Below are 26,446 nucleotides of genomic sequence, written 5' to 3' on the forward strand. Positions count from 1 at the left end.
GGTTCTGCTGGCGGGCTTTTTTGACGGCTGAAATGCAGTTATTTTAAATAAATTTTATTTGCTTTGAATTGGGTGGTTGGAGCGAAGATCTGGCAAAGCTTATGAAAATCATATGGTTGTATGCTTTATCGAGTTTTTGGTTTCTGATCTTCAATTTTATGTAATCGGCTCCTGTGCTGAATCTGACAGTTAGATTTTCTCTCGCCATTACTATTGATTTTGAGAGATTATTTCTAGTTTAGGTTGTGTAATGGGAGGTTCAGGTGCCGACGTTTAGTTCGCTTGTTCATTGTCTTCGTTCGAATACTGCTGAGACACCTGATGCTGTTAACTTCACAACAGTTAAGAAAGCACAGAAGTACCTTGGTGAGTTTCAAGGGCAAGAAGTGCGTGTGTCTGCGCAGACTTTTGAAGACTTGAAGACGGCGCAGAAAGTCATCTGGCAGACCAAACAGTTGTTGCCTCATGGAGCAGGTAACTTGCCGTCAGACGTCTTTGCTTCGCGCGGTGAGAGCTATCTGCGGGCTAATTATGGGCTGGCGAAAGCATCACAAAATGGCGGTTTAGCAGAGAGTTCTTTGCGTGTGCAGGCCGGAAACTGCTCCGGTCATGCGGAGGTGAGCTATAAGCTTCTGGCGGCATCTGAAACGGAGCGTCCGGTAGCTCGTGTTTCCTCTTCGATGGTTGACCATGCGTTTTGCATGATTGGTGATCCCAGAGATCCCACGCAAGAGGCTGTTGTGGTTGATGCATGGCCGACGTTCCCGGGGGCTTTTCGGCTTCAGGACGGGAAGCAAACGATCATGGGTGAGGCACCAACCGTGGTGTCGTGGACGAAAGCTGGACCAAAACCTTCACTGACGCTGGATATTGAGGGGCTGAAGCCCGTTCCTTTTGAGGAGATTCAGGGTTTCTTCAAGTCACTGGATGTTCCCAGTGACCCGGGGAAGAAACTTGAGCGTTTTATTGTCGAGCAAAATTCCAGATCCAAATTTATGTCTTCACATCTGAGCACCATGGAGAACCCGGCTACGACTTATGTGACGGACTGGACTGCGGATACCGTGCAGGCGGATGAGATAACGGGTGCGTATTTCAATGAGAAGTATGCGGGGCTGAAGGCAGGGAAGAAGCATGGTTTCTGAGAATGTGAACTTCCATCATCTGATGAAAGATCTCATGCGGCAGTACCTGATCAATGAGTACGAAGAGAATGAGGTTTATCAGGTGGATGTTGATGGCCAGTTCAGCATGTACTTTGTGGGGAATGAGCCGGATTACATTAAACTGCTGGTTCGGGTTGAGCGTGAGGTCATTCATGAAAGCCTGAGTGATGGCAATCTGCTGATGCTGAACTTGCCCGATGTTTCGGGACATCCGATCATCGTCGGGCAGGGGGAAGATGGCTCCGTGGTGTTGTGGTCTCGCCTAGCGCTGAGCGGGTTGGCCCTGCCGGATCTGCTGGAGAGCGTTGACGCGTTAAGCTCTGCTGCTTCTTCCCTCGCTGCATAAACGAGGTTTTTTGCGCTTCACGTTGGCGGATTAACAGACTGGTATCTCTTTTGTTTGGAGATGATTGAACTTAAGCGCAAAACAAGCGACAACCATCAGACTGCGATAATATGCATGTGTGATGAGTGGAGCTAACTTGTCGACGGATCCTCGTATACACTTCAGAGCGGTAGATGTAGCGCGCCGGTATATTGATCGGGCAATGGACCTGCCTGATGGATATGTTGAGCGTATCTTTCTGGAGTTTGATGCCGAGCGGATCATGCGCTCAGCTGAGGCTGCTGATCAGCGGCAGAAGGAAGCGTATGGCACGCTGCCCCTGCATGGTGTTGCGGTCTCTCTTAAGGATCTGTTTGATGAGTTTGGCATTGTCACCAGTGCGGGCTCTTCTTTCCTGCGCAATCGGGCTCCGGCCTGCGAAGATGCCAAGGTGGTTTCTGCGCTGAAGGCTGCCGGGGCTTTCACATGTGGCCGTACCAATATGAGTGAGTTGGCCTTCACCGGGCTGGGGCTCAATCCTCACTTTGGATCTCCCGAGAATATTCTTGATGCACTGCGTATTCCTGGTGGGTCTTCCTCCGGTGCGATGGCGAGTGTTGGGCTTGGGCTGTGTGATGCGGCACTGGCGACGGATACGGGCGGGTCTGTGCGCATTCCGGCTGCTCTGAACAGCCTTTATGGGTTCAAACCGACGCGTGCGGCGATCTCTACCAAGGGCGTTTTCTCGATTTGTCCCTCGTTTGATACGGTCGGCTTTATTGCACGATCGCTGCATATGTGTACCCGATTGCATGCGGTGCTTTCCGGGCAATGTCTTGTACCACGCAAGATCAGCAGCCTCGATGGCTTGCATGTGGGGCTGGTTGCTTCGCCTTTGGCTGAGGGACTGGACACGCAGGTGAGTGCAGATTTTGATCGTGCGATGCTAGCGATCCGGGATGCCGGGGCCATCATCGCCCCAGTTTCAGAGCCAGCTTTGTGTCACAGCACGACGTGTCTTGGTACGATCTGTAGTTACGAAGCGACTGCGTTGGTTTCCGGGTATCTGGAAGGGCTCAAGCAAACTGCCGATCCTTATGTGCTTGAGCGGATCCTTCAGTCTGCTGAGGTGACCAGCAAAGAGATGGAAGAGGCGCGGTCCAAGCGGGTGGAAGCTATTCGGGCCTTTAAGGAGATGGCAGGCAAGTTTGATATTCTGATTGCACCGACTGTGCCAATCATTGCGCCGATGCTGAGTGACATTGACAGCAATCTGGAGAAAATTGGTTCTCAGCTTTCGCAGAACACGCGGGCGGTGAACTGGGTGGATGGTTGTGCTGCGACCATTCCGATGAACACCTATGGCACACCGGGTACGGGTTTGATGCTGTTTGGGCGCGCCGGAAGTGACTGGCATGTGCTTGAAATGGCAAGCCTGATTGACAAGGTGATAGCTCCTGCGCGAGTAAAGGCGTGAGTTGAGCGCATTCCTGCCCGAAAATCGGAACCACATTGAGGCGTGCGCTGCATTGCAGGAGATATGCGGCTGTGACCAGCGCGAAAAAGATACTTATTTACATTGATGCTGATGCTTGCCCCGTCAAAGACGAGGTCTACAAGGTTGCGGACCGCTATCGCCTGAAGGTGTTTGTTGTTGCCAACAGCTTCATCAACACACCGCGCGACATGGATGTTGAGCGGGTGATTGTGCCGGATGGGCCTGATGTGGCGGATGATTGGATTGCTGAGCGCGCTGTGCCGGGTGATATCGTCGTAACCCAGGACATTCCGCTGGCTGACCGTGTTGTGAAGGCTGGTGCAATTGCCCTTTCGCCAAAAGGGAAGGTGTTTGATGAGGCGTCCATCGGCATGGCTCTGGCAACACGTAACCTAATGGAAGACCTGCGCAGCTTTGGGGAGCAGACAGGTGGGCCGAGGCCGTTCTCTCAGAAAGATCGCTCGCAGTTTTTGCAGAAGATGGACCAGATTGTACAGCAGTTGAAGCGTCAAGGCTTTGCTGTTTAAGGAAGAGGCTCTCTTTCCTTATGTAAGAGTACGGCGTTGATGCATTAGCTTGGTGTAAGTGGTGTCCGCCGTGCTGTAAGCCTCTTTGTCGACAAAGTTGCGCGGTTTTCTGATGATCTATTTTCGATAGATGTCAGGTTATTCCTCTATGCCAGTCCTTAATGTGCGCACCTCTGTTGCCATTGGCCTTGTTGCGCTTTTTTCATTCTCCGCCCCCTCTGCATTTGCCAAGTGGAAGAACCCTGCTGACCGGTATGCTGAGGCCTACAAGCAGTATCTGGGGGCGTCTTGCCCGATTGCTAAAGATGGCATGAAGCACTTTGTCTATTTTGCCAGAGACCGTGAGGCGATTAAGGATCATCCGTTTCTTGATCATGCTCGGTTTGAGGGCGCGCAGATCATGTATCCTTGGCGGGAGCTTGAGAAAGGTGAGGGGGACTACGATTTCTCCCTGATTGAGGCTGATCTTGCCTATCTTCAGTCCAAGGGGAAGACACTCTTTGTCCAGCTTCAGGATGCTTCGTTCAATCCGAGCTATGTACCTGTTCCCGATTATCTTTTAGCGGATGCCTATGCTGGCGGGGCTGTTCAGCAGTTTGATGATGACAACCGTGCCGAAGGCTGGGTTGCGAAGCGCTGGAACAGCAAGGTGCAGGAGCGGTTTGCCAAGCTGCTTCAAGCGCTTGGAGAGGCCTTTGATGGGCGGATTGAAGGGATCAATCTGCAAGAGTCCGCGATTGGCGTTTCCAAAGAGCAAGACCAGCAGTTTACGCCAGCTAAGTATGCTGATGGACTGAAGCACAACATGTCCTCCATGAAGGCTGCGTTCGCCACCTCGGTGGTGATGCAGTATGCCAACTTTATGCCGGGTGAGTGGCTTCCCTTTGAGGACGAAGGCTATCTGAAGTCAGTCTATGAACATGGCGAGAGCATTGGCGTTGGTCTGGGCTCACCGGATCTTATGGTCAAGCGCAAGGGGCAGCTGAACCACCCAATCGCGATGATGCACGAGCGGGACTACACCGCCCCCCTTGGCATCGCTATTCAGGACGGCAACTACACGGGCCGCACCGGAACGACCGAAGTGATTGACAGCAAACAAAACATTGTCCCCCTGTTGCACGCGTTTGCGGAGGATTTTCTGAAAGTGGACTACATGTTCTGGGTCAATCAGGAGCCATATTTTGAGAAGGACGTTCTTGGCTGCTTTGAGTAGGTGCTGAGGAAGCTAGTGGTGGCGCGTTTGTGGTTATGGATCCCGGCTCGGTGGCCGGGATGACACCGGAATGGCGCTTCTAACGTCATGCCGGATGGAGCGGAGTGGAGATCTGGTATCCAGTGTTGGGGAGCCTCCTGCATTGAATGCTGGTTGATGGTGGTCAGGATACGAGGGCTCCAGAAAACTTATCCCCCTTGCCAGTTTACGGCTTTATCTTTGTTGTGTGCCTACGCAATCGGGCCGGGGTGGACCGTCCATCTCGCGGCGTGGGCGGGGTTGGGCTTTCGGGAGAAGTAACGCATCTTTCGGTTGTCCGGTGGAACCGATTTTTAGGCGTGACCGCATGGTCTGGGAGGAAGGGCCCAAGTCTGAAGGGCATCAAGCGGTGGCATTTACTGGTCAGAGCGGCAAATGTCAGAGGCAAAGAGCTTTTGCTTTTGGAGAAATCCGTTGCGAGGGCAGCTTTGTCTTTCCAGGAAACTGGCCATCGTGTCTTTCAGGATAAGAGGCGATGTTGTCCATATTAAAAGACCCGAGCGAGGCGACCAGCTGTTGCCGAAGACTCATTTCTAACAAGTAGCGCAGGCTCAGCCTGTTCGTCTTGCTCCACCCGCCTTGCGGGGACTTTCAGCCTCACCACTGCATGGGATGTCATGCGGTGCTGTTCGTGTTCGTACAGTTTGGTTGGCAAGCTGGCTGCAAAAGAAAACGGGCCCCGAGAGGCCCGTTTGCAAATCTTTTTGGGTGAGGCTTATTCGCCGCCGCGGTTGTCGCGGAAGCTTTTGCCACCGCCTGGCTTGTTTTCGCCGCGGCCACGACCACGACCTTCGCCATCACGATCACGACGACCGCGGTAACCGCCGCCTTCGCCACCACGACCACGGCCACGACCTTCGCCGCGTCCGCCTTCGCCACGGTAACCACCGCCGCCACCGCCACGGTGGTTGCGACGACCGCCTGGACGACCGCTGCTTCCACGCTCAGGATTGCCTTCGATACGGGTGATGGTGATTGATTTTTCACCAGTGCCGTTTTCTTTGACGGTTTCCTGGAACTTGTCAGCGAGTTTTGCGTCGAGCTCGAAGCGGCTGTCTGCATCAAAGATGCGGATGGAGCCGATGTCTTTTTTGGTGATGTGACCTGCACGGCAGATCATTGGCAGGAGCCAACGAGGTTCTGCGTTGTGCTTGCGGCCAACGTTGAGGCGGAACCAAACACCGTTGTCGAAGTCTTTACGTGGCTTGCGCTCACGGTCTTCGAAGGAGCTTGCCAGCAGTTCTTCCGGTGCAGGCAGGCCCTGATGGATCTGGCGCATGTAAGCGGCTGCGATCTGTTCTGGTGTGAACTTCTCAAGAAGCTCCTGAACCATTGGCAGATCTTCTTCGCTTGGTGCTTCCTGCAGATCGGTAGACGCAAGGATGCGCTCACGGTCTTTGTCGCGAATTTGCTGTGCTGTTGGTGCTGGACCCCATTCTGCTTTCACTTTCGCAAAGCCGAGAAGGCGCGTTGCGGAGCGGCGGCGGGTGTGTGGCACAACCAGCGTACAAACGCCCTTACGGCCTGCACGACCGGTACGACCGGAGCGGTGCAGCAGGGTTTCTGCGTTGTTTGGTAGGTCTGCGTGGATCACGAGATCCAGGTTTGGCAAGTCGATGCCGCGTGCTGCGACGTCGGTTGCCACACAAACGCGGGCACGGCCATTACGCATTGCACCCAGCGCATGGTTACGTTCAGCCTGGCTCAACTCACCGGAGAGCGCCACAACTGCGAAACCACGGTTGCCGAGGCGTGCGGAAAGGTGTTTCACCATCTCGCGGGTGCCGCAGAAGATGATGGTGTTCTGTGCTTCGTAGAAGCGCAAGACGTTGATGATTGCGTTTTCGCGGTCGTTGGGAGCGACCTGCATTGCGCGGTATTCAATGTCTGCGTGCTGTTCGCGATTGGTTACAGTGGAAATGCGCTGTGCATCCCGCTGGAAACGCTTCGCGAGGCTTTCGATCTGCGGAGGAACAGTTGCAGAGAACAGCAGAGTGCGGCGTTCTTCTGGTGCTGCGTCGAGAATAAATTCAAGGTCTTCGCGGAAACCGAGGTCCAGCATTTCGTCCGCTTCGTCGAGCACAACAGTGCGCAGAGCGGAGGTGTCAAAAGAACCGCGTTCAATATGGTCACGCAGGCGGCCTGGGGTGCCGACTACGATGTGCGCGCCTGCAGAAAGATTGCGGCGTTCACGGCGCATGTCCATACCACCCACACAGGTGGTGATACGAGCTCCAGCTTCGCCGTAGAGCCATTCCAGTTCTTTGGAGACCTGGATTGCCAGCTCACGGGTTGGCGCAACACACAATGCAAGAGGTTCGTTTGCCCGGCCCATACGCTCTTCGTCACCCAGCAGTTCCGGCGCAATTGCGATGCCGAATGCAACGGTTTTACCAGAGCCAGTCTGAGCAGAAACCAAAAGGTCTTTGCCTTTCAGCTCTTCATCAAGAACGGCGGTCTGGACCGGGGTGAGAGACGTGTATTCGCGCTTTTCTAGTGCGGTAGAAAGCGCCGGGGAAACCCCTTCAGGTATCGTCATTTAGTATTTCTTTCGAGGAGGGTCATTATCTGTAAAGCAAGAGCTTTGTTGCCCTACCCATCGCTTCCGCTCACTCATGGACCGTAACGGGGAGATCATGAGGCGGCAAATGGCAAGCGAGCTCTTTTCTTCGTGGGCCTTGTAGTCTGCCTAGCTGAAAAGGTCAATGAAATATGAAAAATAGATATGAAAGATGCATGTAAGTTGGCTGTATTTGGGCGTTTAGAAGGACCAGGTAATGGGGAGGTTGATTGCTCTGGCGAAGTCCTGACATTGTTTTGCTCCCTCAGGAAATGAGGCTTTGGTGTTGAATGTGCTGCTGGGGCAGCTGAGCATTTTGACTTCTGGCTTTGGCAAGGTGGCGGTGTGATTGCTTTGAGCGTTTGCCTTTTTGGAAAGGCAGAACTAAAGAGAGGCAACAACAATGCGGAGGCACAATGGGTCAGCTCTCAAACTTCTTTAGCGACATACCATCCTGGGTCGGTGTGATCCTGCTTGTGGTGTTTGTGCTGAGCGGTCGCCTGTTCCGTGATGCCTGGAAAGGCCAGACTGGTCGCTGGAAGCTTAAGTGTTGGGTGTTTGGTCTGCTGGCGCTTGTCAGCTTCTGCCTGATGGTGTTCGGCGTCTTCGATTTTGGCTGGGCGAACAGATAATCTTCTGATTGCAGAAAACTAGTTTTAAGACCCTTGGTTTATGGTGGTATACTCATGGCATTGGCCAGCCGCATGAACCGATGGGAGCCAGAAGTTATGTTTTCGAAACCGTCACTGCTCAGACGAGGGATCACAGCCAAGTTGTTTGGACTGGCGTTTGGGCTTCTGTGTCTCTACCTCATTGCCTGGCTTAATCTGAATGTATCGTTTGTGGTTCAGTTCGGTCTGATCCTCTGGTGCATTACGCTTGGTGGTCTTGTTGCGCTGATTGGTGTGATCAACTATCACCCGCTGCTCAAGTCGAGCATGCCGAGCTGGTTCTCCGGCGGTTTTATCTGCGGATGGATGAACTTACTGCTCTGGTTGATTGGTGGAGATAGCCTGACATCTATCGGGCAGGGGATCTTTCCGACACTGGGAAGCTTGTTCCTCGGGATCGGCTTTGTCGCTATTGGTGTTGGCTTTGGGATCGTGGCCGGTTTCTTTGCCAAGCTGATTGGCGGTGAAGGGCCGGATGCGGCGCGGGATTACACAGCCGACAAATAGCAGGCATGAAAAAGGGGCCGTGTGGCCCCTTCGGATTTGCTGAAATGGAGTGCAGTTAAGCTGCGCTTTGCTCTTCCATCGCCTGTTTGCGTTTGCAAGGCTGCAGCTTTTCACGCAGCGGGCTGTTTGGATCAATCTCACGCTTACAGACGACGCAATGGTCTGCGCCTTCAATAGCGTTCAAGCCGCCGCAGCTGCCAGTGATTGGCTTGTTTCTGAAAACGGCGCCAATTGCCATTCCTGCTACGATCAGGATCAGCATGACAAACGCGATGATGAAAGTTGCCATTTCGATATTCCGTTATTTCTCTGCAGACTGCTCGAATTTTCTAAACGCGCTGGAAGACCGGGTGATGAAGTGGTCCCCTTCACGAACGATGAAAAATGCGGCAATCCCTTCACGCTCTGCCAGAGCCATGCCGCGCTTGTCTCCCATTGCCAGGAGAGCTGTTGCCAGACCGTCAGCGCGCATCGCATTGTCAGCAATTACAGTTACTGATGCAAGTTTATGCGTCACAGGACGCCCTGATGCAGCATCAATAATGTGTGAGAAGCGCTTGCCGTTGACTTCCTTATATATGCGATAGTCGCCGGAGGTTGCCATGCCTTTATCGCTGATACGAACGATTTGCTGAACTGTTCGCGTTGCGGAATCCGGCTTTTCGATGCCAACGACCCAAGGTTCATTCTTGGCGTTGTTGCCTTTAGTGACCAGATCGCCGCCGATTTCTACGAGGTATTCGTTGATGCCGTTTTGCTCCAGAACGGAGGCAACTTTGTCAATGCCGAAGCCCTTTGCAATTGCGGAGAGGTTCACGGAGGTGTCCGTGTTGACCTTGCGCAGAGCCGGAGGATCGGTCTCGAACTCAAGCATGGTGCTCATGCCGACGGACTCGAGTGCCTCGCGGATTTCAAGTGGGCTTGGCTGCGGAGGAGTGTCCTGCTTGGTGCCGAAGCCCCACAGCTCGATGAGCGGGGCGAGGGTGACGTCAAAGTAGCCGCCCGTCAGATTATGGATGCGCAAAGCTTCCTGCATCACGATGCTGAAATCGCGGGAGATTGGCGTCCATTCGGTGCTGGTGGAGCGGTTAAAACGGCTGATCTCTGAGTTTTTGTCCCAGTTGGACATGGCCTTGTTGACGCCGACGAGAGCATCATCGACCTGCTTTTGCAGCTCCTGCTGAGTTACAGAAGACGACCCTTTGATGGCTTTGACATTAAATGTTGTGCCCATGGTTTTGCCGTGAAGTACGATTTCTTCGCGGCTTTTGTCATTGGGTACACATGCAGTGACAAAGATGAGTACGAGAGCTGTAATGAGGAAGCGCATTTCGGCCTCAGAGTTTTTTCATTTCCCCGCGTAATCGGCTTATTCTGGTTTTCTGTCAAGTTAAATAGGGGGAGGTTACTGCCGCGACCAAGATCAGCATTAGTTGAAGATGAAGAAAGTCGTAGGTGGTACTACGTGCATGTGAAAAGTTCGGGGAAAACTTATTTGAGATAAAATTTTCGCGAAACACCCTTATTGCCGTTGCGTCAATATCACGAATCCCTATTGAAATTTGCGGTATATCAGGGTATTGGCCCGCATAAATCCGTAGGAATAGCTGACCGCGGCACACTTTAATGGTATGCGGGCGGTTACTCCTAACCGGAGCCACGGATGAGTTACGTTCAGCAATGCTCGGGCTTTGTTGCTGAAAATGCGATCTGTGGGGGGATTTATCTCGGTTCGACTTGCCAAAGTCAATAATCCGCATGCGCGGCATTTTGTACGTAGCAGAATGACTTAGCATCACTTACCCGTAGATATCCCGTGAACATCTAGTGGTTTGCCCTATAAGAAGCCTGACAGGGTAAGGGATGAAGATTACAAAAGGATTGGATCTGCCGATCACCGGTGCTCCGAACCAAGAGATCCACAAGGGTCAAGAGGTTCGTCGTGTTGCCGTGAATGGTGGAGATTACAACGGGTTGAAACCGCGTATGCTGGTTGCTGAAGGCGATCGCGTCGTAAAGGGTCAACCACTTTTCATCGACAAACGCTCTCCTGAAATCAACTATGTTGCTCCGGGTGCTGGTGTCGTTGAAGCAGTCAATCGTGGTGCACGTCGCGTTCTGGAAACCATCGTTATCAAATTGGACGATGGCAACGAAGAACAGGTCGCTTTCTCAAAGTTTGAAGCTGGCGCTTTGGCAACTCTGGACGCAACTGTCGTTCGTGAGCAACTTGCCAAGTCTGGTCTTTGGACAAGCTTCCGCACCCGCCCATACTCCAAGGTTCCGGTTTTTGAAACGCAGCCGCGTTCCATTTTCGTAACTGCGATGGACACCAACCCGCTTGCAGCGGATGCTGGTGTGATCATCAATGCGAATGCTGGCGCGTTTGAAGCAGGGCTTCAGGTTGTCTCTAAACTGACCGATGGCCGCACATTCGTCTGCCACAGCCCTAAGGACAAGCTCCCAGGTGCTGATGTTGCTGATGTGCAGATGGAAAGCTTTGAAGGTAAGCACCCAGCAGGTAATGCGGGTACACACATTCACTTCCTCGATCCGGTCAACGAGAACAAGACAGTCTGGACCATCGGTTATCAGGATGTCATCGCAATCGGTAACCTGTTCCTGACAGGTGAGCTGGATGTTTCCCGCGTTGTTTCTGTTGCTGGCCCGCTGGCGACCAAGCCGCGTCTGCTAACAACTCGCGTTGGCGCTGATCTGACTGAGTTGCTAGCTGGTGAAACTCTTCCGGGTGTTCCTGCTCGCGTGGTTTCCGGCTCTATTCTCTCCGGCACGATTGCCGAAGACCAGTTTGCCTTCCTTGGCCGTTACCACACTCAGGTGACGCTGATGGAAGAAGACCGCAAGCAAGACGTTGTTGGCTGGGTTCGCCCATTCATGACCAAGTGGTCTAACCTTAATGTGCATCCTTCCGGTTTCTTCCGCAGCAAGCTGAAGTTCCCGTTTGGTACCAACAAGAACGGCTCCATCCGTGCGATCGTTCCATTGGGTACTTATGAGAAGGTAATGCCGCTCGATGTTCTTCCAACTCAGCTGCTCCGTGCCCTGATGGTGCTGGACACTGACATGGCGCAGAAACTTGGTGCTCTGGAGTTGGACGAAGAAGATTTGGCGCTATGCACCTTCATCTGCCATTCCAAGAATGAATACGGAGCTGCGCTGCGTGCAAATCTTGATAAAATCGAGAAAGAGGGCTAACCCGTGAGCTTGCGCGATAAGTTTGATCGTATTGCGCCGCTCTTTGAAAAGGGTGGCAAATACGAAAAGTTCTACGCCGTCTATGAGATGGTGGATACTTTCATCTACACTCCAAAAACTGTGACCAGCGTTGCGCCGCACGCTCGTGACCATGCTGACCTTAAGCGTGTCATGACCTACGTTGTGCTGGCGACGATCCCTGCGATCCTGTTTGGTATGTACAACACCGGCATGCAGACAAACTCTGCACTGGCTGCGATGGGCATCACCGAGCCAGCTGGCTGGCGTGCTGCGATCCTGTCTCTGCTGGGTATCGGCTTTAATCCGGACAACATCTTCGCCAACATGGCGCATGGTGCTCTGTACTTCCTGCCAATCTACATCGTAACACTCGGTGTTGGTGGTATCTTCGAAGTGCTGTTCGCCATTGTGCGTGGCCACGAAGTGAACGAAGGCTTCTTCGTTTCTTCCATGCTCTACACGCTGATCCTTCCAGCTTCCACTCCGCTGTGGCAGGTTGGTCTTGGTATCGCGTTTGGTGTGGTTATCGGCAAGGAAGTGTTCGGTGGTACCGGCAAAAACTTCCTGAACCCGGCGCTTGTTGGTCGTGCGTTCCTGTACTTCGCTTATCCGGCAGCAATGTCCGGTGATGCGGTGTGGACGCCAGTTGACGGCTTCTCTGGTGCGACTGCACTGGGTGTTGCTGCTGCTGACGGCATGCAGGGTCTCGCTGCGAACGGCATCACCTGGACCAGCTCTTTCATCGGCACCATTCAGGGTTCCTTTGGTGAGACTTCCACGATTGCAATTGCAATCGGCGGTGTGTTCCTCGTGACCACGGGTATCGCGAACTACCGTCTGATTGTTGGCTGTCTGGCTGGCATGATCGGCTTTAGCTTACTGCTGAACCTGATCGGCTCCGACACCAATCCAATGTTTGCAATGCCTTGGTATTGGCACCTTGTCACTGGCGGCTTCATGTTCGGTCTGGTGTTCATGGTGACTGAGCCGGTGACGGCTGCAATGACCAATCCGGGCCGCTACATCTATGCTGCGCTGATTGGCGTGATGTGTATCCTGATCCGTGTCATCAACCCAGCCTTCCCTGAAGGTATGATGCTGGCAATTCTGTTCGGCAACATCTTCTCCCCGCTGATCGACTACTTCGTTGTGAAGGCGAACATCACACGGAGGATGAAGCGCCATGCCTAATGCTGAAAACACAACAGCTCCAACAGGTCTGTGGGCGCGCTTCAACGCGATGCCTTTGGACTCTGCACCGCGCACGATTACCGTTGCTGTGGTTTTGTGTCTGATCTGTTCCATGATTGTTTCCGGCGCTGCGGTGATGTTGAAGCCACAGCAGGAAATCAACAAGACACTGGATAAGAAGACCAACATCCTCAAGGTTGCTGGCCTCTACCAGGACGGTATCGATGTTGAGAAGGCATTTGGTGCATTCGAACCTCGCCTTGTTGATGTTGCGACCGGCAAGTTTTCTGATGCGGAAGACGCTGCGACCTATGACCAGCGTGTTGCTGCGAAAGATCCAGCTCGCTCCATCGCTCTGGCAAACGATCCGGCATCCATCAAGCGTCAGGCAAAACTGGCTTCTGTTTATCTGCTTCGTGATGATGCGGGTAAAATCGAACGCATCGTTTTGCCGGTTCACGGTTACGGCTTGTGGTCCACGCTTTATGGCTTCATCGCATTGAATGCTGATGGCAATGAAGTGTACGGCCTGCGTTTTTACGCTCACGGCGAGACTCCTGGTCTCGGCGCTGAAGTAGACAATCCAAAATGGATGGCTCAGTGGCCTGGCAAGCTGGTTTATGGCGATAACGGCGCAGTTAACATTGGCGTCGGCAAAGCTGCTCCAGCAGGTATTGATGGCTCCAAACACCACATTGACGCGATTGCAGGTGCAACGCTGACCTCCCGTGGTGTCGACAACCTCGTCAAATTCTGGATGGGCGAGCAGGGCTTCAAGACCTTCCTCGACAATCTGAAAAAAGGAGAGGCGTAATGGCTGGCAAAGACTTCTCCATGCTCAAGGACCCGTTGGTCGATAACAACCCGATCACGCTTCAGGTTCTTGGCATCTGTTCCGCACTGGCGGTAACGTCCTCTCTGAAAGTTGCGTTTGTGATGGCGATTGCGGTGACGCTGGTGACAGCGTTCTCCAACTTCTTCATCTCCATTCTGCGTAACCAGATCCCGTCTTCTATCCGCATTATCGTGCAGATGGTGATTATTGCGTCTCTCGTTATTCTGGTTGACCAGATCCTGAAGGCGTATCTCTATGAGATTTCCAAGACGCTTTCCGTGTTCGTTGGTCTGATCATCACCAACTGTATCGTGATGGGGCGCGCTGAAGCATTTGCAATGAAGAACCCACCAATCCCATCTTTCCTTGATGGTATCGGTAACGGTCTGGGTTACTCCCTGATCCTGCTGCTGGTTGGTGTAGTTCGTGAGCTGTTCGGCTCAGGTTCCCTGTTTGGTGTTCAGATCCTTGAAACCGTCAATAACGGTGGCTGGTACGTGCCAAACGGTCTGCTGCTGCTGCCTCCGTCCGCGTTCTTCGTGATTGGCTTGCTGATCTGGGCATTCCGTACCTGGAAGCCTGCGCAGGTTGAGAAGCGCGAATATAAAATCATGGAAACTGAGGGAGCTCACTGATTATGGAAGGGCTTCTTTCCCTCGCCGTAAAGGCGATCTTTATCGAAAACCTTGCGCTCTCCTTCTTCCTTGGGATGTGTACGTTCCTTGCCGTTTCCAAGAAGGTTGAGACTGCGCTGGGTCTGGGTATCTCAGTTGTTGTTGTGCAGGCTCTGACTGTGCCAATCAACAACCTGCTCTACACCACGCTGCTGAACGAAGGCGCGCTGGAGTGGGCTGGTCTTGAAGGTACTGACCTGCGCTTCCTGGGGCTGATCTCTTACATCGGCGTTATCGCTGCTGTGGTGCAGATCCTTGAAATGTTCCTCGATCGCTATGTACCTGCGCTTTACAACGCGCTGGGTATCTTCCTGCCGCTGATCACTGTGAACTGCGCCATCATGGGTGGTTCTCTGTTCATGGTGGAGCGTGACTACAATCTGGCAGAGTCCTCCGTTTACGGTGTTGCTTCCGGTATTGGTTGGGCGCTTGCGATTACTGCAATGGCTGGTGTGCGTGAAAAGCTGAAGTACTCTGACGTTCCTGATGGATTGCAGGGTCTTGGCATCACCTTCATCACCGCTGGTCTGATGGCTATGGGTTTCATGGCTTTCTCAGGCGTGAAGCTGTAAGGGAGACGAGCAGATGCAAGACTTTACCTGGGGCATTACGCTCTTCACTCTGATCGTGCTTGCGCTGGTGATCGTCATTCTCATGGCGCGCAGCAAGCTGGTTGCTTCCGGCGACGTTAACATCGAAATCAACGGAGAGCGCACCGTTTCCGTTCCTGCGGGCGGTAAGCTGCTCAACGTTCTGGCTGACCAGAAGATCTTCGTTCCTTCCGCCTGCGGTGGCGGTGGTACCTGTGCTCAGTGCCGCGTGAAAGTGCACGAGGGCGGTGGTTCCATTCTGGCAACTGAAGAAAGCCACATCACCAAGCGTGAAGCACGCTGTGGTGACCGTCTTTCCTGTCAGGTTGCTGTGAAGCAGGACATGAAGATTGAAGTGCCTGAAGAAGTGTTCGGCGTGAAAAAGTGGGAGTGTACTGTTCGCTCCAACGAAAACGTTGCGACCTTCATTAAAGCGCTGGTTCTGGACCTGCCAGAAGGTGAAGACGTGAACTTCCGTGCTGGTGGTTACATTCAGATTGAAGCGCCTGCGCACAAGCTGAAGTACACCGACTTCGACATCGAAGAGCAGTACCGCGAAGATTGGGACAAGTTCAATCTGTGGCAATATGAGTCTATCGTGGACGAGCCAGTTGAGCGTGCTTATTCCATGGCGAACTACCCGGACGAAAAAGGCATGATCATGCTGAACGTTCGTGTTGCTTCTCCACCTCCTGGCACCACAGGCATTCCGGCTGGTAAGATGTCTTCGTTCATCTTCAACCTGAAGCCAGGTGACAAGGTGACCATCTCCGGTCCGTTCGGTGAGTTCTTCGCTCGCGAAACTGACAAGGAAATGGTGTTCATCGGTGGTGGTGCTGGTATGGCACCAATGCGCTCCCACATCTTCGATCAGCTGAAGCGTCTTGAGAACCGCGATCGTAAGATCACTTTCTGGTACGGTGCACGTTCCAAGAAAGAGATGTTCTTCGTTGAGGACTTCGACCAACTAGCGAAAGAGTTCCCGAACTTTACATGGCATGTGGCGCTTTCTGATCCACAGCCAGATGATGACTGGGACGGTTACACCGGGTTCATTCACAATGTGCTCTACAACGAGTACCTGAAGGACCACGCTGCGCCAGAAGACTGCGAGTACTACATGTGTGGTCCTCCAATCATGAACCAATCCGTGATCAACATGCTGCTTGATCTCGGCGTGGAACGTGAAGACATCATGCTGGACGACTTCGGCGGCTAACCGCTGAAAGTACTGCGAGAATTAAAAGACCCGGTGTCGAGAGGCGCCGGGTTTTTTGTTGCCTTAGGGGAAGTGTGTGAGATAATGCAATCTGTAGTTATATTGATTGGATAATTTATGGATACTTTGCAGGTTAGTTTACTCAGATATGCAGGCAGATTTGCTGCGATTTACGTTCTCATTAAGGTGGTTCTATTTGCGGCACTCCTGATTGCGCTACAATTTTTCCAGACAGAGATTCCCTTAAAGCATGTTGCTTTTGTAGTTCCGTTAGTCACAGCGATGCTTGTTGGGCAAAGGTTGTTCAAAAGAGAGGGCGTTCGCCTGATAGGAGGGAAGCTCCATAAGCTAACGGGTTTATGTCTTTTGATCATTATCGCTATAGATGCACCTCTTGGCTATCTGGCGTTCCCAGATATCGAAGGCCTTTCTGACATTATGGGACTAATAATTGGTCTTGTATTGTTCTTTGCCTTTCTGGCTTATTGGTCCATTTACTTTGGATACAGAATTGGGTTTGGAACAGCTGAGAAAGAAGCTGCCAAGCGTGATGAACGTAATGCTGGTTGATGAATAATGAAGGCTGAAGATACTATATTAAAATCAAAGCAATTTTCTAGAACTCATCATGTGCTGCTCTTCGCAGCTATCTATTTTCTATCTGTGCTTACATGGCTGAATATTTCACCCATAATTGGGCTGAACTTAAACTTGAATACGTTTAGTGCTGAGGTCTTGTACTTGCTTGCTGGTTTTTTAGCGGTGGCTTACGCCTATATTCTGGTTAGAAAACAGCGACGTCAGATCAGCGGTTTGAGTTTTGGGGTTTTCGCTGCTTTGTTTGCAGTTTTCGCTTTGTTGATGAGAAAAGCATGCATTGCCTTACAATTTAAGCTGCTCCAAGCATATTTTTCACATGGTCAATTGCAAGAAGTGGCGCTGTTGCTGAATGAACCCGTTCCTGTGGCCAGTGGAATTAGTTTCATAATCGAGGCCATGCAGCTTGTGGTGTCTTACTTTGTGTACCTTGTTGTGATTTGGATTGGGCTCTTGTTAGGCGGTTGGGTTGCAGTGAAAAAAGAGCAACGAGAAGTAATCTGATTTTCTCAATAGAGATTGAACTGGAAGATTCATAGTTAGGTTTCTTTCTAATCAGTTCTGTTTTGCTATTGAGTTCTCTAAAATCCGACTGATTGCGTGCGCGTCGCCTAAATGAATTGGGGCCTAGTATGTGGGGTGGTGAATTTTCACTAGGGCCTGACGCGCTTGTGAGCATCTTTTTTCAGGCTCTGACGCTTGTTGCGTGTTTCCTTTGGGATGCTGAACCGTCCAGCAGGGATGCGCTATAGAGGGTTGGGTATGACGCATAACACCGCTTTGCTCATCATTGCATGTCAGAATGACCATTTCCCGGGTGGGAAGTTTGAGTTGCCCAAGCAGATGGAAGCTGCGGGGAATATTGTTGAACTGCTGAAAGATGCGAGGCAGCACCACGAGTTCGTCATTCATATCAAACATGTCTACAAAGATCCTAATTCTCCTTTCATGGCCGAAGGATCATTTGGGGCTGAGATCAATAAGATGGTCTGGCCCAAACAAGACGAGCCGATTGTCACCAAGTACAGTTTTAATGCATTGGAAGGCACCAATCTCAAGCAGTTGCTGACGGAGCACAAGATTGATGATCTGGTCATCTGCGGGTCGATGACCCAGTACTGCATTGTTGAGACAGCGCGTGCCACCATGGATCTGGGGTATCCAGTGACTGTGATTTATGATGCCTGTGCAGCGAGTTGTATGGAGTTCCGTGGGCGTGAGGTCTCCGTTGATGATGTGCAGGCTGCGATCATGGCTTCGCTGATCTTCTCAAATGCATCTGTGGTGTCGACAGATGAATTTCTGACACACCCACACTAAGCAATATGGTTTTGGTAGCCGAACTTCTGACGGTACTGGCCGGGGCTTAGGCCTGTGGTTTTTATGAAGACACGGCGACAGGCGGTTGGGTCGTCATAGCCAACTTCCCACGCGATCTCATTGAATGAGCGTTTGGTTTGCTCCAGTTGTTGGCGGGCTTCAGTGATGCGCAGTTGCTGGAGGTAAGCGTTGGGTGTGTGACCCGTTGCGGTCTCAAAACGGCGCAGGAAGGTTCTGCCGGTGAGGCCAGCTTTCTCTGCCATGTTGGGCACAGTCAGCTTTTGCTTGTAAGCCATCTGCAGCCAGTGCTGGGCTTTGAGGATGGCTTGATCGCCATGGGAGAGGTTGGGATAGAAGCGGCGATAGTTTTTTTGCTCCCGTCCTGCCGGATCTATGAGAAAATGACGGGCGACGTCCAACATGGTTGCGTGGCCTGCAAAGTGATCGATGAGCCTGAGGCCGAGATCGGTCCATGCCATGATGCCGCCGGCGGTGATGACGTCGCCTTCGTCCACGATCATCTTGTCTGTGTCGAGTTTCACAAATGGAAATCGTTCTGCGAAACTCTCTGTAATCGCCCAATGGGTTGTTGCAGGCCTGCCGTCAAGAATGCCTGTTTCGGCAAGTAAGACAGCGCCAACGCAGATGGAGCAGAGGATAGCGCCGTGCTCATGCTGCTGTTTGAGCCATTGGGTTAGACTAGCGGAAACAGTTGGTTGTTGAGCTGCCAGACTGGGAGGGAGGATGACTGCGGAGAACGTGCTGTTCTCCATAGTCGGCAGTTGATCTTGCTGAAGGATCGCAGCCTCTATGCGCGTTGCTTCGCCCTTGTTTGCGGCATTGAGCATGTCAACGAGGCCGTAAACAGCTGAAAGCTGGGCACCCGGGTAGGAGAGGATGCCGATGCGATGATGTTTGTCTGAGTTGCTCATTTGGCGATTATAGCATGTTTTATGTCGTATATGCCAATCGAGGGATAGGAGGATGCGGATTAGGTTGGCTGCATAAGAACAAACCTATGGAGGCATACATGTCTAAGTCAGCACTGGTTATTGTCGATGTGCAGAACGATTACTTTCCAGGTGGAGCCTGGGAACTGAAGGGGCAGGTTGAAGCTGCTCAGAACGTCAAGCGCCTGCTGGAAGACAGCCGCAGCAAAAATACGCCAATCATCCATATTCAGCATGTGATGGAAGCAGGTGATGCGCCGTTCTTCAATAAAGGCACTGAGGGCGTGAAGATCCATGAGACTGTGTTGCCGCAGGGTGGTGAGCCGCTTGTTGTGAAGCAGTTTGCAAACAGCTTCCTTGAGACCAACCTGAAAGAGGTGCTGGACGAGCAGGGCATTGAGCATCTGGTTGTTGTTGGTTCCATGTCTCACAACTGCATTGATGCGACAGTGCGCGGTGCTGTTGATCTGGGTTACACCGCAACCATTATTGATGATGCCTGTGCAACTTTGGACATGGAGCACAATGGCGAAGTGATCCCTGCGAAGTACGTGCATGGTGCCTTCATGGCGTCTCTGGCGTTTGCTTATGGCAAGGTGATCACGACAGACGAACATCTGGCAGGATAAGCGCGCACTTTCAGATGAGTTCAGAAGCCAGCTGTTCAAGCTGGCTTTTGGCGTTGTTAGCTCGGGATTTTATAAAATCTGCTTCTTAAAATCCGGCATGCTTAAACGTGTTGCCCTTATTGTCTGCGCTGAAAAGACCAATAGGACTGAGGTGTGCTTATGCCAAAAAGGGCCCTAATTATTGTCGACTGCCAGAACGATTATTTTCCAGGTGGTGCCTGCCCTTTAGCTGGGCAAGTTGAAGCAGGAAAAAACATTGCCCGTCTTCTGGAGGTGGTTCGCGACAACGACGAGAACGTCATTCATCTCCAGCATATGTATAAAGATAAGTCAGAGCCTTATCTGGTTGAAGGATCTCCCGGGGTCGAGATTAACGAGTGCGCCAAGCCCGTTGATGGGGAGCCGGTTGTCGTTAAAAACTACATGAACGGCTATAAGGATACCAACCTGCAGCAGATCCTTGTTGAGGCAGGTATCGATGAAATCGTGATGTGTGGTTCCATGAGCCAGAACTGCGTGAACGCGACTGCGCGGCAAACTCTGGATCTGGGTTATCCGCTGACGATTATCTATGACGCCTGTGCGACGGAAGACCTTGAGTTCAATGGTGTGAAAGTGCCTGCGGATCACGTTCATACCGCAATGATGGCGTCCTTGCGGTTTGCGCATAGCAACGTGATTTCGACAGATGAGTTCTTAGACACGGTGAATGGAGCGTAATCGACTTTTTTCATGAACAACCTGTAGAGGGGATATGACCAAAAAGGCCCTTATCATCATTGATTGTCAGAATGACTTCTTCCCGGGTGGGAAGTGTGAGTTGGTGGGGCAGGTCGAATCTGCAGCGAACATTCAGCGTTTGCTCAAAGCTGCGCGTGAAAACAAAGATATCGTTGTCCATATTCAGCATTTTTTCAAAGACAAGTATGCGCCCTTCCTGGCTGAAGGAACCATCGGAGCTGAGCTGCATGATAGCTGCAAGCCGGTGGAAGGGGAGCATGTGGTGGTGAAATACACGGCGAACAGCTATCTCAACACCAACCTTCAGCAAATCCTCGAGGATGCCGGGATTGAGGAGATCGTTATCTGCGGGGGTATGTCTCATTTGTGCATTGATGCAGCGGCGCGGGCGACCGTTGATCTGGGGTATCCGATTACCGTTATCTATGACGCTTGTGCAACGTGTGATCTTGAGTTTGAGGGGGAAGTTGTGCCTGCAAAGTACGTTCAGGGGGCAATCATGGCTGCACTTTCCTTCGCCTATGGCAAAGTGATTACTACCGAAGAATATCTGGCTGTCTGAGCGTGGCTGCATGTGTGTGGACCGCTCTTTATAAGGTCTGGCGCTTACCTCTAGATTTTATGAAAAATGCGGGTTTTTCTGGCTCAGTTCCGTCAATCGATATCTATTAGAGTGTTAGTGAACTGCCTGAGACAGGAGGTGTTGAACGGAAAATGACGAGGACAGCGCTGCTGATAATTGACTGTCAAAACGACTTCTTTCCCGGTGGGAAGTGTGAGTTGGAAGGGCAGTTGGAAGCTGCAGGGAACATTCAGATGTTGCTTGCAAATGCACGCGCTCAGGATCAGACCATCGTTCACATTCAGCACCATTTCAAAGAGAAGGATGCGCCGTTCACCGTTGAGGGGACCATCGGAGCGGAGATCCACGACATGGCCAAGCCCTTGCCACATGAGCCTGTGGTGACCAAGTACACCTCCAACATCTTCCTCAATAACAATCTCAAGCAAATTCTGGATGATGAGAATGTTGAGGAGCTGGTGATTTGCGGGTCTATGAGCAAGGACTGCATCGCTGCGGCAGCGCATGCGACGACCGAACTGGGGTATCCGATTACGATTATCTATGATGCTTGTGCAACGCGTGAGCCGGGGGCTAATGACCAGTCGTCGCAGCAGGAGTTTGTACAGGCTGCGATTATGGCTTCGCTGTCGTTCATTTGCAGCAATATCGTCTCAACAACAGAGTATCTGCAGCGCAACTCGATAGCCTGAGGGATTACTCTGCGAGCGTGCTTTCTGGCAGGGCAACGGGTTGGGAGTTGCCGCTGATTTTCTTCAAGCCAATCAGGAATGGACCGATGGCAAGCACCATGAATGTGGCTGCGAGCAGGAACGGTGCACCAGGGTAATAAAGCTCTGCTCCATCAGCTGTGAAGTGGGTGAAGAGCTGGGTCATCATCAGTGTGGAGAGCACCAGTGTAAGGCCGATGATGCTGGTCAATGCGCCTTGCAGACGGCCTTGTTTGTCTTGCGAGACGTGGTGGCTCATCAGGGCGATCATGGCGGGCGGGATCATGGCACCAAGCGCAGCTGGTGGAAGCAGCAGGATGACGGTGAGTGTGTTAGGTGCGAAGGCGAAGCCCAGCAGTGCGATAACGGCGAAGAAGAAGCCGTAGAGAACCGTTTTAGCTTCCCCTTTGCGAGGGATGATCCAGCGGATGAGGCCGCCTTTGACGCTTGAAAAGCCGATGCCGACGATGGCAAGGGAGAGGCCGACCTGTGCGGTGGTCCAGTGGAAGGCTTCGATGGTGTAGTAAGGCCAGATGGCTGGGTATACGAAGTTCGCCATCTCAAACAGGAAGAGGGCGATGAACAGCCACATCAGTACAGGTGTCTGGGCGATGTCCAAAGCCGCCCCAACAGGGTTTGCTCTGCGCCAGCGGATGGCTTTTCGCGCTGCTTTTGGCAGGGTCTCTGGCATATAGAACAGACCGTAGACGAAGGTGATGGCGATCAGGATCGCGGAAATGTAGAACGGTACACGAATGCCGAAGAGGGCGAGGGTGCCGCCAATGACGGGACCAATCACAAAGCCGAAACCGATGGCTGCACCGACCATGCCAAAGCGGGTGGCGCGTTTGCCGTTGTGGGAGATGTCGGAGACGGCTGCGTAAGCGGTGGCGTAGGTAGCGCTGGCCACTCCAGCGAGTAGCCTGCCGATGAACAAGACCCAGAGCGAGCCGGCGAAGGTCATGATCAGGTAGTCGATTGTCAGGACCGCCAGAGAGATCAGCAGTACTGGACGGCGGCCAAAGCGGTCTGAAATTGCACCAACGGCAGGGCCGAAGAGGAACTGCATGGCAGCGTAGCTTGCTGCGATGTAGCCACCCCAAAGGGCTGCATCTGCGATGGTGGTTTGGCTAAGCTCTGCGACCAGTGCCGGGGTCACCGGAATGATCAAACCAGCACCAATCGCGTTCAGCAAAACAGTCCCTGCAATGAAGACAAGGGTATGAAAATCCTGTTTTGACCTGATAGCTTGCAGTGCCGGCAGCATTCTTTTCTCGTTTTTTCGCTAAATGCTATGTAACAAAGCGCTCCAGCAAGTAAAGAAAAAACTCAGCATTTGTGCATATGCCGCAGGTCAAACAGTCGTCATGAAGATTTATTTGCGCCAAGGTGGTGTTTCTTTAGCAAAGAAAGCAGCAATTCCGACTTGCGCCTCAGATGTTTCCCATCTGTCCGCTAGGGCATTTGCTGTGTAGTCAATCTGATCTTCTACCGGCATGCGTGCCAAGTTCTGGCAAAGTGCTTTTGCATCTGCCACGGCACCCGGAGCGCAGTTCAGATAAGCTTCTGCTTCTTTCTGCGTTACTGAGTGCAAGTCCTCGGCTGTTGTCACCAGTGAAACCAGACCCAGATGATGAGCTCTTTCTGCGCCAAAAGGTCGGGCGTTCATGAAGACTTGACGGGCGTGACCTTCACCCAGACGGCGTACAACATACGGGCCGATGGTTGCAGGGATCAGGCCGAGGCGGGTTTCGGTGAGGGCGAACTTGGTGTTGTCGGCTGCGACCACCAGATCGCACACGCTGAGCATGCCAACGCCGCCGCCATAGGCCGGGCCGTGGACGCGGGCGATCAGAGGCTTTTTCATGCTGTCGAGGCGTTTGAGCATGCCTGCCAGACGGTTGGCCTCCTGCATCTTACCGATGCGGTCCTTCTCAGCCTGTGCCTGCATCCATTTGAGGTCGCCACCAGCGCAGAAGGTTTCGCCGTCTGCTGCCAGAATGACAGCGCGGGTTTGCTCGCAGTTGTCCAGCTCTTCCGCTGCTGCTGCAAGTTCGTCCATCATTTCAGCATTCATGGCGTTGTGCTTTTCAGAGCGTGCCAGCCAGAGCGTGGTGATACGGTTTTCGGCTTTCTCGATGCGAATGTTCTTAAAGGTCATGCAGCGGCTGCCTCTTTAATGGAGAGAATGAACTCTTGCGTTTGTTCCAGCTTTTCGATGTCCAGACCGGTGTCGTAGTCCAGCAGTTTTGCCATCTTGGCGACAGCCAGTGTGCTGACGTTGCCTTTGGCACCTGGAGCATACGGGCATCCGCCCAGGCCACCGATTGCGGAATCGAATGTCCGCAGACCCATCTTGATGCTGGACATGATGTTGGCCAGAGCCAGATCCTTGGTGTCGTGGAAGTGGCCTGCAAGCTGTTCAACAGGAACAACCTTCAGCACTGCGTCCAGCATGGCCTCGGTTGTTTCCGGTGTCGCAGCACCGATGGTGTCGCCGAGGGAGACCTCGTAGCAGCCCATCTGTAGCAAGCGTTCGGAGACCATGGCGGTGTTCTCAACCGGTGTCGGGCCATCATAGGGGCACTCGACAACGCAGGAGACGTAACCTCGAACCGGAATGCCGTCTGCTTTTGCGGCTTCCACGATTGGAGCGAACCGCTCGAAGCTTTCTTCAATGGAGCAGTTGATGTTCTTTTGTGAGAAACCCTCAGACGCTGATGCGAAGATCGCAACTTCATCTGCGCCAGATGCTTTGGCGCGCTCGTAGCCTTTGATGTTTGGCGTCAGTGCGGTGTAGCGAATGCCGGGCTTGCGAGTGATGCCTGCAAACACTTCTGCAGCATCTGCCATTTGTGGCACCCACTTTGGCGAGACGAAGCTAGATGTTTCGATCTTCTCAAATCCACATTCGGAAAGGCGGTTGATCAGTTCGATTTTGCTTGCTGTCGGGATCAGCGTTTTTTCATTCTGAAGGCCGTCGCGTGGGCCCATTTCAAAAATGTTTAGTTTCTTGCTCATCGCTGATCAAACCTCCTCGTCGATAGCGCGGGTACGAAGTTCTCTGCGGATCACCTTACCGGTTGTTGTCATTGGCAGGGCTTCGACAAATTCCAGTTCTCTTGGATATTCATGGGCAGCCAAACGCTGCTTAACAAACTCAGAAAGTTCCTTGGCGAGTTCATCAGAGGGCTCAATGCCTTCCTTCAGCACAATGTAGGCTTTGACAATCTCAGTCCGCAGTTTGTCTGGCTTACCGATCACACCTGCCATGGCAACAGCATCGTGTTTCAGCAAGCAATCTTCAATCTCACCTGGGCCGATGCGATAGCCGGAAGATGTGATGACATCATCATCGCGGCCAACAAACTGGATCCAGCCGTCCTTGTCCATCACGCCTTTGTCGCCCGTGATGAGAAAGTCGCCGGAGAACTTCTTCTTCGTGGCTTCCGGGTTGTTCCAGTATTGCAGGAACATAACAGGGTTTGGAGCGCGAACGCCGATGTTGCCGAGCTGACCGGTTTCCAGAATGGTGCCGTTGTCGTCTACGATCTGTACATCAAAGCCCGGCACGGCTTTGCCGGTAACACCCGGACGGGTTTCCATCAGCTCTGCGCAGGTGGAGACAACTAGATTGCACTCGGTCTGGCCGTAAAACTCGCTGATTGTCAGGCCAAATGTATCGCGGCCCCATTGGATCAGTTCAGCGCCAAGGGCTTCACCACCACTGCCGAGAGAGCGGAGAGAATAGTTCCAGCGGTCCTTCGGGTTCTCAACCTGCCGCATCATCTTCAACGCAGTTGGTGGGATGAAGGCATTGCGGATTTTCAGATCCTGCATCAGCTGGAAAGCTGCTTCACCGCTGAACTTCTTAAAGCGACAGGCGACGACTGTAACGCCGTGGTGCAGGCTTGGCAGGAGAACATCAATTAAGCCGCCAATCCATGCCCAGTCCGCAGGTGTCCAGAAGCGGTCACCTTCTTTGGGGAACATGTTGTGCGGCATCTCTACGCCGGGCAGGTGGCCGAGCAACGTGCGGTGTGCGTGCAGTGCGCCTTTCGGCTGGCCTGTGGTGCCGGAGGTGTAGATGATAATGGCTGGATCTTCGGCCTTCGTCTTCACCGGTGTGAAGTCTTCGCTCTGTTCTGCCATTTCTACATGGAGCGAACGGGTGCCGAAGTCAGTGCCCTCGATGTTCAGGATCAGTTCTAGCTCTGGCAGGCTTTCGCGGATCTTTTCAAGCTTCGCAGCGCCTGTGTTGTTGGTGATGAGAGCTTTGGCGCCGGAGTTACCCAGTCGGTACTCCAGTGCTTCTTCGCCAAACAGGGAGAAGAGCGGAATGGAGATGCCGCCGAGCTTGTGAATTGCGATATGGGAGAAGGCTGTCTCTGGTGCTTGCGGCAACAGGATGCCGACACGATCACCGCGAGTGATGCCTTGTGAAACGAGCAGGTTGGCCAGCTGATTGCTCAGCTTTTTCAAGTCACCGAACGTGTAGGTGGTTGTTGGCCCTTCTTCTTCAGCGAAGATGAGTGCTTCGCGGGCGGCATCTTTGTCCGCCCACTTGTCACAGATATCTACGCCAATGTTGAAGAACTCCGGGATGTCCCACTGAAACTTTTCTCGGAGTTCCTCATAGGTATTCGCAGATGGCAACAACG

General features: G+C 52.7%; 28 protein-coding genes. 20 read left to right on the forward strand and 8 right to left on the reverse strand.

Features of this window, described 5'->3' with window-relative positions:
• Positions 1–263: 263 nt before the first annotated feature.
• From AC3CB2_RS23050 to AC3CB2_RS23070, 5 genes are all read left to right on the forward strand, one after another.
• Positions 264–1,145, forward strand: coding sequence for a hypothetical protein (locus AC3CB2_RS23050; protein ID WP_352936684.1), 882 nt, complete (start codon positions 264–266; stop codon positions 1,143–1,145).
• Entirely contained in the window at positions 1,135–1,512 is a 378-nt protein-coding gene (locus tag AC3CB2_RS23055) for a type III secretion system chaperone family protein (protein ID WP_352936682.1), read from the forward strand. The genes AC3CB2_RS23050 and AC3CB2_RS23055 overlap by 11 nt, the downstream gene beginning before the upstream one ends.
• Before the next feature lie 136 nt (positions 1,513–1,648).
• Positions 1,649–2,968 (forward strand): amidase, encoded by a 1,320-nt coding sequence (locus AC3CB2_RS23060; RefSeq protein WP_352936680.1) that lies wholly within the window; start codon positions 1,649–1,651, stop codon positions 2,966–2,968.
• Between the two features lie 71 nt (positions 2,969–3,039).
• Positions 3,040–3,516, forward strand: a complete 477-nt coding sequence (locus AC3CB2_RS23065; RefSeq protein WP_008552584.1) for a YaiI/YqxD family protein — start codon at positions 3,040–3,042, stop codon at positions 3,514–3,516.
• 148 nt (positions 3,517–3,664) lie between these two features.
• Positions 3,665–4,732, forward strand: coding sequence for a hypothetical protein (locus AC3CB2_RS23070; protein ID WP_352936678.1), 1,068 nt, complete (start codon positions 3,665–3,667; stop codon positions 4,730–4,732).
• A 754-nt stretch (positions 4,733–5,486) separates the two neighbouring features.
• Here the strand turns inward: AC3CB2_RS23070 and AC3CB2_RS23075 are convergent.
• Complete coding sequence (locus tag AC3CB2_RS23075; protein ID WP_008552606.1) at positions 5,487–7,310, reverse strand: DEAD/DEAH box helicase; 1,824 nt, start codon at positions 7,308–7,310, stop codon at positions 5,487–5,489.
• Between the two features lie 437 nt (positions 7,311–7,747).
• On the opposite strand from AC3CB2_RS23075, the gene AC3CB2_RS23080 reads away from it, so the two are divergent.
• Together AC3CB2_RS23080 and AC3CB2_RS23085 are read left to right on the forward strand one after the other, a co-directional pair.
• Entirely contained in the window at positions 7,748–7,963 is a 216-nt protein-coding gene (locus AC3CB2_RS23080) for a hypothetical protein (RefSeq protein ID WP_014287218.1), read from the forward strand.
• Positions 7,964–8,059: 96 nt separating this feature from the next.
• Positions 8,060–8,509, forward strand: coding sequence for a hypothetical protein (locus AC3CB2_RS23085; protein ID WP_208609285.1), 450 nt, complete (start codon positions 8,060–8,062; stop codon positions 8,507–8,509).
• Positions 8,510–8,564: 55 nt separating this feature from the next.
• On the opposite strand, the gene nqrM is transcribed toward AC3CB2_RS23085, so the two are convergent.
• Entirely contained in the window at positions 8,565–8,798 is a 234-nt protein-coding gene (nqrM, locus tag AC3CB2_RS23090) for a (Na+)-NQR maturation NqrM (RefSeq protein ID WP_008552621.1), read from the reverse strand.
• Between the two features lie 12 nt (positions 8,799–8,810).
• Positions 8,811–9,839: an FAD:protein FMN transferase gene (locus AC3CB2_RS23095; RefSeq protein WP_014287216.1), complete on the reverse strand. Its 1,029-nt coding sequence runs from the start codon at positions 9,837–9,839 to the stop codon at positions 8,811–8,813.
• 533 nt (positions 9,840–10,372) lie between these two features.
• Between AC3CB2_RS23095 and AC3CB2_RS23100 the strand changes: the two genes are divergently transcribed.
• From AC3CB2_RS23100 to AC3CB2_RS23140, 9 genes are all read left to right on the forward strand, one after another.
• A complete protein-coding gene (locus tag AC3CB2_RS23100) occupies positions 10,373–11,725 on the forward strand; it encodes a Na(+)-translocating NADH-quinone reductase subunit A (RefSeq protein ID WP_352936675.1) in 1,353 nt (450 codons plus the stop codon).
• A gap of 3 nt (positions 11,726–11,728) precedes the next feature.
• Positions 11,729–12,937 (forward strand): NADH:ubiquinone reductase (Na(+)-transporting) subunit B, encoded by a 1,209-nt coding sequence (locus tag AC3CB2_RS23105; RefSeq protein WP_054785580.1) that lies wholly within the window; start codon positions 11,729–11,731, stop codon positions 12,935–12,937.
• Complete coding sequence (locus AC3CB2_RS23110) at positions 12,930–13,751, forward strand: Na(+)-translocating NADH-quinone reductase subunit C (protein ID WP_054785579.1); 822 nt, start codon at positions 12,930–12,932, stop codon at positions 13,749–13,751. Before AC3CB2_RS23105 ends, AC3CB2_RS23110 begins: the two co-directional genes overlap by 8 nt.
• Positions 13,751–14,407, forward strand: coding sequence for an NADH:ubiquinone reductase (Na(+)-transporting) subunit D (locus AC3CB2_RS23115; protein WP_014287212.1), 657 nt, complete (start codon positions 13,751–13,753; stop codon positions 14,405–14,407). The genes AC3CB2_RS23110 and AC3CB2_RS23115 overlap by 1 nt, the downstream gene beginning before the upstream one ends.
• Positions 14,408–14,409: 2 nt before the next feature.
• Positions 14,410–15,018: an NADH:ubiquinone reductase (Na(+)-transporting) subunit E gene (gene nqrE, locus AC3CB2_RS23120; protein WP_008552594.1), complete on the forward strand. Its 609-nt coding sequence runs from the start codon at positions 14,410–14,412 to the stop codon at positions 15,016–15,018.
• A gap of 13 nt (positions 15,019–15,031) precedes the next feature.
• The gene (gene nqrF / locus AC3CB2_RS23125; protein WP_014287211.1) at positions 15,032–16,255 is read left to right on the forward strand and encodes an NADH:ubiquinone reductase (Na(+)-transporting) subunit F; all 1,224 of its coding nucleotides are present in this window, start codon (positions 15,032–15,034) and stop codon (positions 16,253–16,255) included.
• Between the two features lie 117 nt (positions 16,256–16,372).
• Entirely contained in the window at positions 16,373–16,825 is a 453-nt protein-coding gene (locus AC3CB2_RS23130) for an ABZJ_00895 family protein (protein WP_352936672.1), read from the forward strand.
• 6 nt (positions 16,826–16,831) lie between these two features.
• Positions 16,832–17,356, forward strand: a complete 525-nt coding sequence (locus AC3CB2_RS23135) for a hypothetical protein (RefSeq protein ID WP_352936670.1) — start codon at positions 16,832–16,834, stop codon at positions 17,354–17,356.
• Between the two features lie 258 nt (positions 17,357–17,614).
• Positions 17,615–18,172 carry a cysteine hydrolase family protein gene (locus AC3CB2_RS23140; protein WP_008552537.1) on the forward strand — a complete coding sequence of 186 codons (558 nt, stop codon included), beginning with the start codon at positions 17,615–17,617 and terminating at the stop codon, positions 18,170–18,172.
• Here AC3CB2_RS23140 and AC3CB2_RS23145 read toward each other — a convergent pair.
• Positions 18,169–19,104 carry a GlxA family transcriptional regulator gene (locus AC3CB2_RS23145; RefSeq protein WP_352936668.1) on the reverse strand — a complete coding sequence of 312 codons (936 nt, stop codon included), beginning with the start codon at positions 19,102–19,104 and terminating at the stop codon, positions 18,169–18,171. The two genes, AC3CB2_RS23140 and AC3CB2_RS23145, sit on opposite strands and share 4 nt — an antisense overlap.
• Before the next feature lie 98 nt (positions 19,105–19,202).
• Here AC3CB2_RS23145 and AC3CB2_RS23150 point away from each other — a divergent pair, with 98 nt between their 5' ends.
• The 4 genes from AC3CB2_RS23150 (at position 19,203) to AC3CB2_RS23165 (ending at position 21,767) form a co-directional block, all read left to right on the forward strand.
• Positions 19,203–19,751, forward strand: coding sequence for a cysteine hydrolase family protein (locus tag AC3CB2_RS23150; RefSeq protein WP_352936666.1), 549 nt, complete (start codon positions 19,203–19,205; stop codon positions 19,749–19,751).
• A gap of 159 nt (positions 19,752–19,910) precedes the next feature.
• The gene (locus AC3CB2_RS23155; protein ID WP_008552656.1) at positions 19,911–20,471 is read left to right on the forward strand and encodes a cysteine hydrolase family protein; all 561 of its coding nucleotides are present in this window, start codon (positions 19,911–19,913) and stop codon (positions 20,469–20,471) included.
• A 34-nt stretch (positions 20,472–20,505) separates the two neighbouring features.
• Positions 20,506–21,054, forward strand: a complete 549-nt coding sequence (locus AC3CB2_RS23160) for a cysteine hydrolase family protein (RefSeq protein WP_352936664.1) — start codon at positions 20,506–20,508, stop codon at positions 21,052–21,054.
• A gap of 152 nt (positions 21,055–21,206) precedes the next feature.
• Positions 21,207–21,767, forward strand: coding sequence for an isochorismatase family protein (locus tag AC3CB2_RS23165; RefSeq protein ID WP_008552582.1), 561 nt, complete (start codon positions 21,207–21,209; stop codon positions 21,765–21,767).
• A gap of 4 nt (positions 21,768–21,771) precedes the next feature.
• On the opposite strand, the gene AC3CB2_RS23170 is transcribed toward AC3CB2_RS23165, so the two are convergent.
• The 4 genes from AC3CB2_RS23170 to AC3CB2_RS23185 all read right to left on the reverse strand — a co-directional run bounded on the left by AC3CB2_RS23170 (position 21,772) and on the right by AC3CB2_RS23185 (position 26,444).
• Complete coding sequence (locus tag AC3CB2_RS23170) at positions 21,772–23,052, reverse strand: TCR/Tet family MFS transporter (protein ID WP_014287202.1); 1,281 nt, start codon at positions 23,050–23,052, stop codon at positions 21,772–21,774.
• A gap of 108 nt (positions 23,053–23,160) precedes the next feature.
• Complete coding sequence (locus tag AC3CB2_RS23175; RefSeq protein WP_352936662.1) at positions 23,161–23,946, reverse strand: enoyl-CoA hydratase-related protein; 786 nt, start codon at positions 23,944–23,946, stop codon at positions 23,161–23,163.
• Positions 23,943–24,806 (reverse strand): hydroxymethylglutaryl-CoA lyase, encoded by an 864-nt coding sequence (locus tag AC3CB2_RS23180; RefSeq protein WP_352936660.1) that lies wholly within the window; start codon positions 24,804–24,806, stop codon positions 23,943–23,945. The genes AC3CB2_RS23175 and AC3CB2_RS23180 overlap by 4 nt, the downstream gene beginning before the upstream one ends.
• A 6-nt stretch (positions 24,807–24,812) precedes the next feature.
• Positions 24,813–26,444, reverse strand: coding sequence for an acyl-CoA synthetase (locus AC3CB2_RS23185; RefSeq protein ID WP_352936658.1), 1,632 nt, complete (start codon positions 26,442–26,444; stop codon positions 24,813–24,815).
• Positions 26,445–26,446 lie beyond the last annotated feature (2 nt).

It is taken from the genome of Pseudovibrio sp. SCP20, from assembly GCF_057774105.1.

Coding starts and splice junctions, on each gene's coding strand:
- nqrE (WP_008552594.1), top strand. CDS start 14,410: ATGGAAGGGCTTCTTTCCCTCGCCGTAAAGGCGATCTTTATCGAAAAC.
- nqrM (WP_008552621.1), bottom strand. CDS start 8,798: ATGGCAACTTTCATCATCGCGTTTGTCATGCTGATCCTGATCGTAGCA.
- AC3CB2_RS23145 (WP_352936668.1), bottom strand. CDS start 19,104: ATGAGCAACTCAGACAAACATCATCGCATCGGCATCCTCTCCTACCCG.
- AC3CB2_RS23075 (WP_008552606.1), bottom strand. CDS start 7,310: ATGACGATACCTGAAGGGGTTTCCCCGGCGCTTTCTACCGCACTAGAA.
- AC3CB2_RS23095 (WP_014287216.1), bottom strand. CDS start 9,839: ATGCGCTTCCTCATTACAGCTCTCGTACTCATCTTTGTCACTGCATGT.
- AC3CB2_RS23175 (WP_352936662.1), bottom strand. CDS start 23,946: ATGACCTTTAAGAACATTCGCATCGAGAAAGCCGAAAACCGTATCACC.
- AC3CB2_RS23100 (WP_352936675.1), top strand. CDS start 10,373: ATGAAGATTACAAAAGGATTGGATCTGCCGATCACCGGTGCTCCGAAC.
- AC3CB2_RS23135 (WP_352936670.1), top strand. CDS start 16,832: ATGAAGGCTGAAGATACTATATTAAAATCAAAGCAATTTTCTAGAACT.
- AC3CB2_RS23055 (WP_352936682.1), top strand. CDS start 1,135: ATGGTTTCTGAGAATGTGAACTTCCATCATCTGATGAAAGATCTCATG.
- AC3CB2_RS23110 (WP_054785579.1), top strand. CDS start 12,930: ATGCCTAATGCTGAAAACACAACAGCTCCAACAGGTCTGTGGGCGCGC.
- AC3CB2_RS23080 (WP_014287218.1), top strand. CDS start 7,748: ATGGGTCAGCTCTCAAACTTCTTTAGCGACATACCATCCTGGGTCGGT.
- AC3CB2_RS23115 (WP_014287212.1), top strand. CDS start 13,751: ATGGCTGGCAAAGACTTCTCCATGCTCAAGGACCCGTTGGTCGATAAC.
- AC3CB2_RS23170 (WP_014287202.1), bottom strand. CDS start 23,052: ATGCTGCCGGCACTGCAAGCTATCAGGTCAAAACAGGATTTTCATACC.
- AC3CB2_RS23070 (WP_352936678.1), top strand. CDS start 3,665: ATGCCAGTCCTTAATGTGCGCACCTCTGTTGCCATTGGCCTTGTTGCG.
- AC3CB2_RS23160 (WP_352936664.1), top strand. CDS start 20,506: ATGACCAAAAAGGCCCTTATCATCATTGATTGTCAGAATGACTTCTTC.
- AC3CB2_RS23085 (WP_208609285.1), top strand. CDS start 8,060: ATGTTTTCGAAACCGTCACTGCTCAGACGAGGGATCACAGCCAAGTTG.
- AC3CB2_RS23155 (WP_008552656.1), top strand. CDS start 19,911: ATGCCAAAAAGGGCCCTAATTATTGTCGACTGCCAGAACGATTATTTT.
- AC3CB2_RS23140 (WP_008552537.1), top strand. CDS start 17,615: ATGACGCATAACACCGCTTTGCTCATCATTGCATGTCAGAATGACCAT.
- nqrF (WP_014287211.1), top strand. CDS start 15,032: ATGCAAGACTTTACCTGGGGCATTACGCTCTTCACTCTGATCGTGCTT.
- AC3CB2_RS23130 (WP_352936672.1), top strand. CDS start 16,373: ATGGATACTTTGCAGGTTAGTTTACTCAGATATGCAGGCAGATTTGCT.
- AC3CB2_RS23165 (WP_008552582.1), top strand. CDS start 21,207: ATGACGAGGACAGCGCTGCTGATAATTGACTGTCAAAACGACTTCTTT.
- AC3CB2_RS23180 (WP_352936660.1), bottom strand. CDS start 24,806: ATGAGCAAGAAACTAAACATTTTTGAAATGGGCCCACGCGACGGCCTT.
- AC3CB2_RS23150 (WP_352936666.1), top strand. CDS start 19,203: ATGTCTAAGTCAGCACTGGTTATTGTCGATGTGCAGAACGATTACTTT.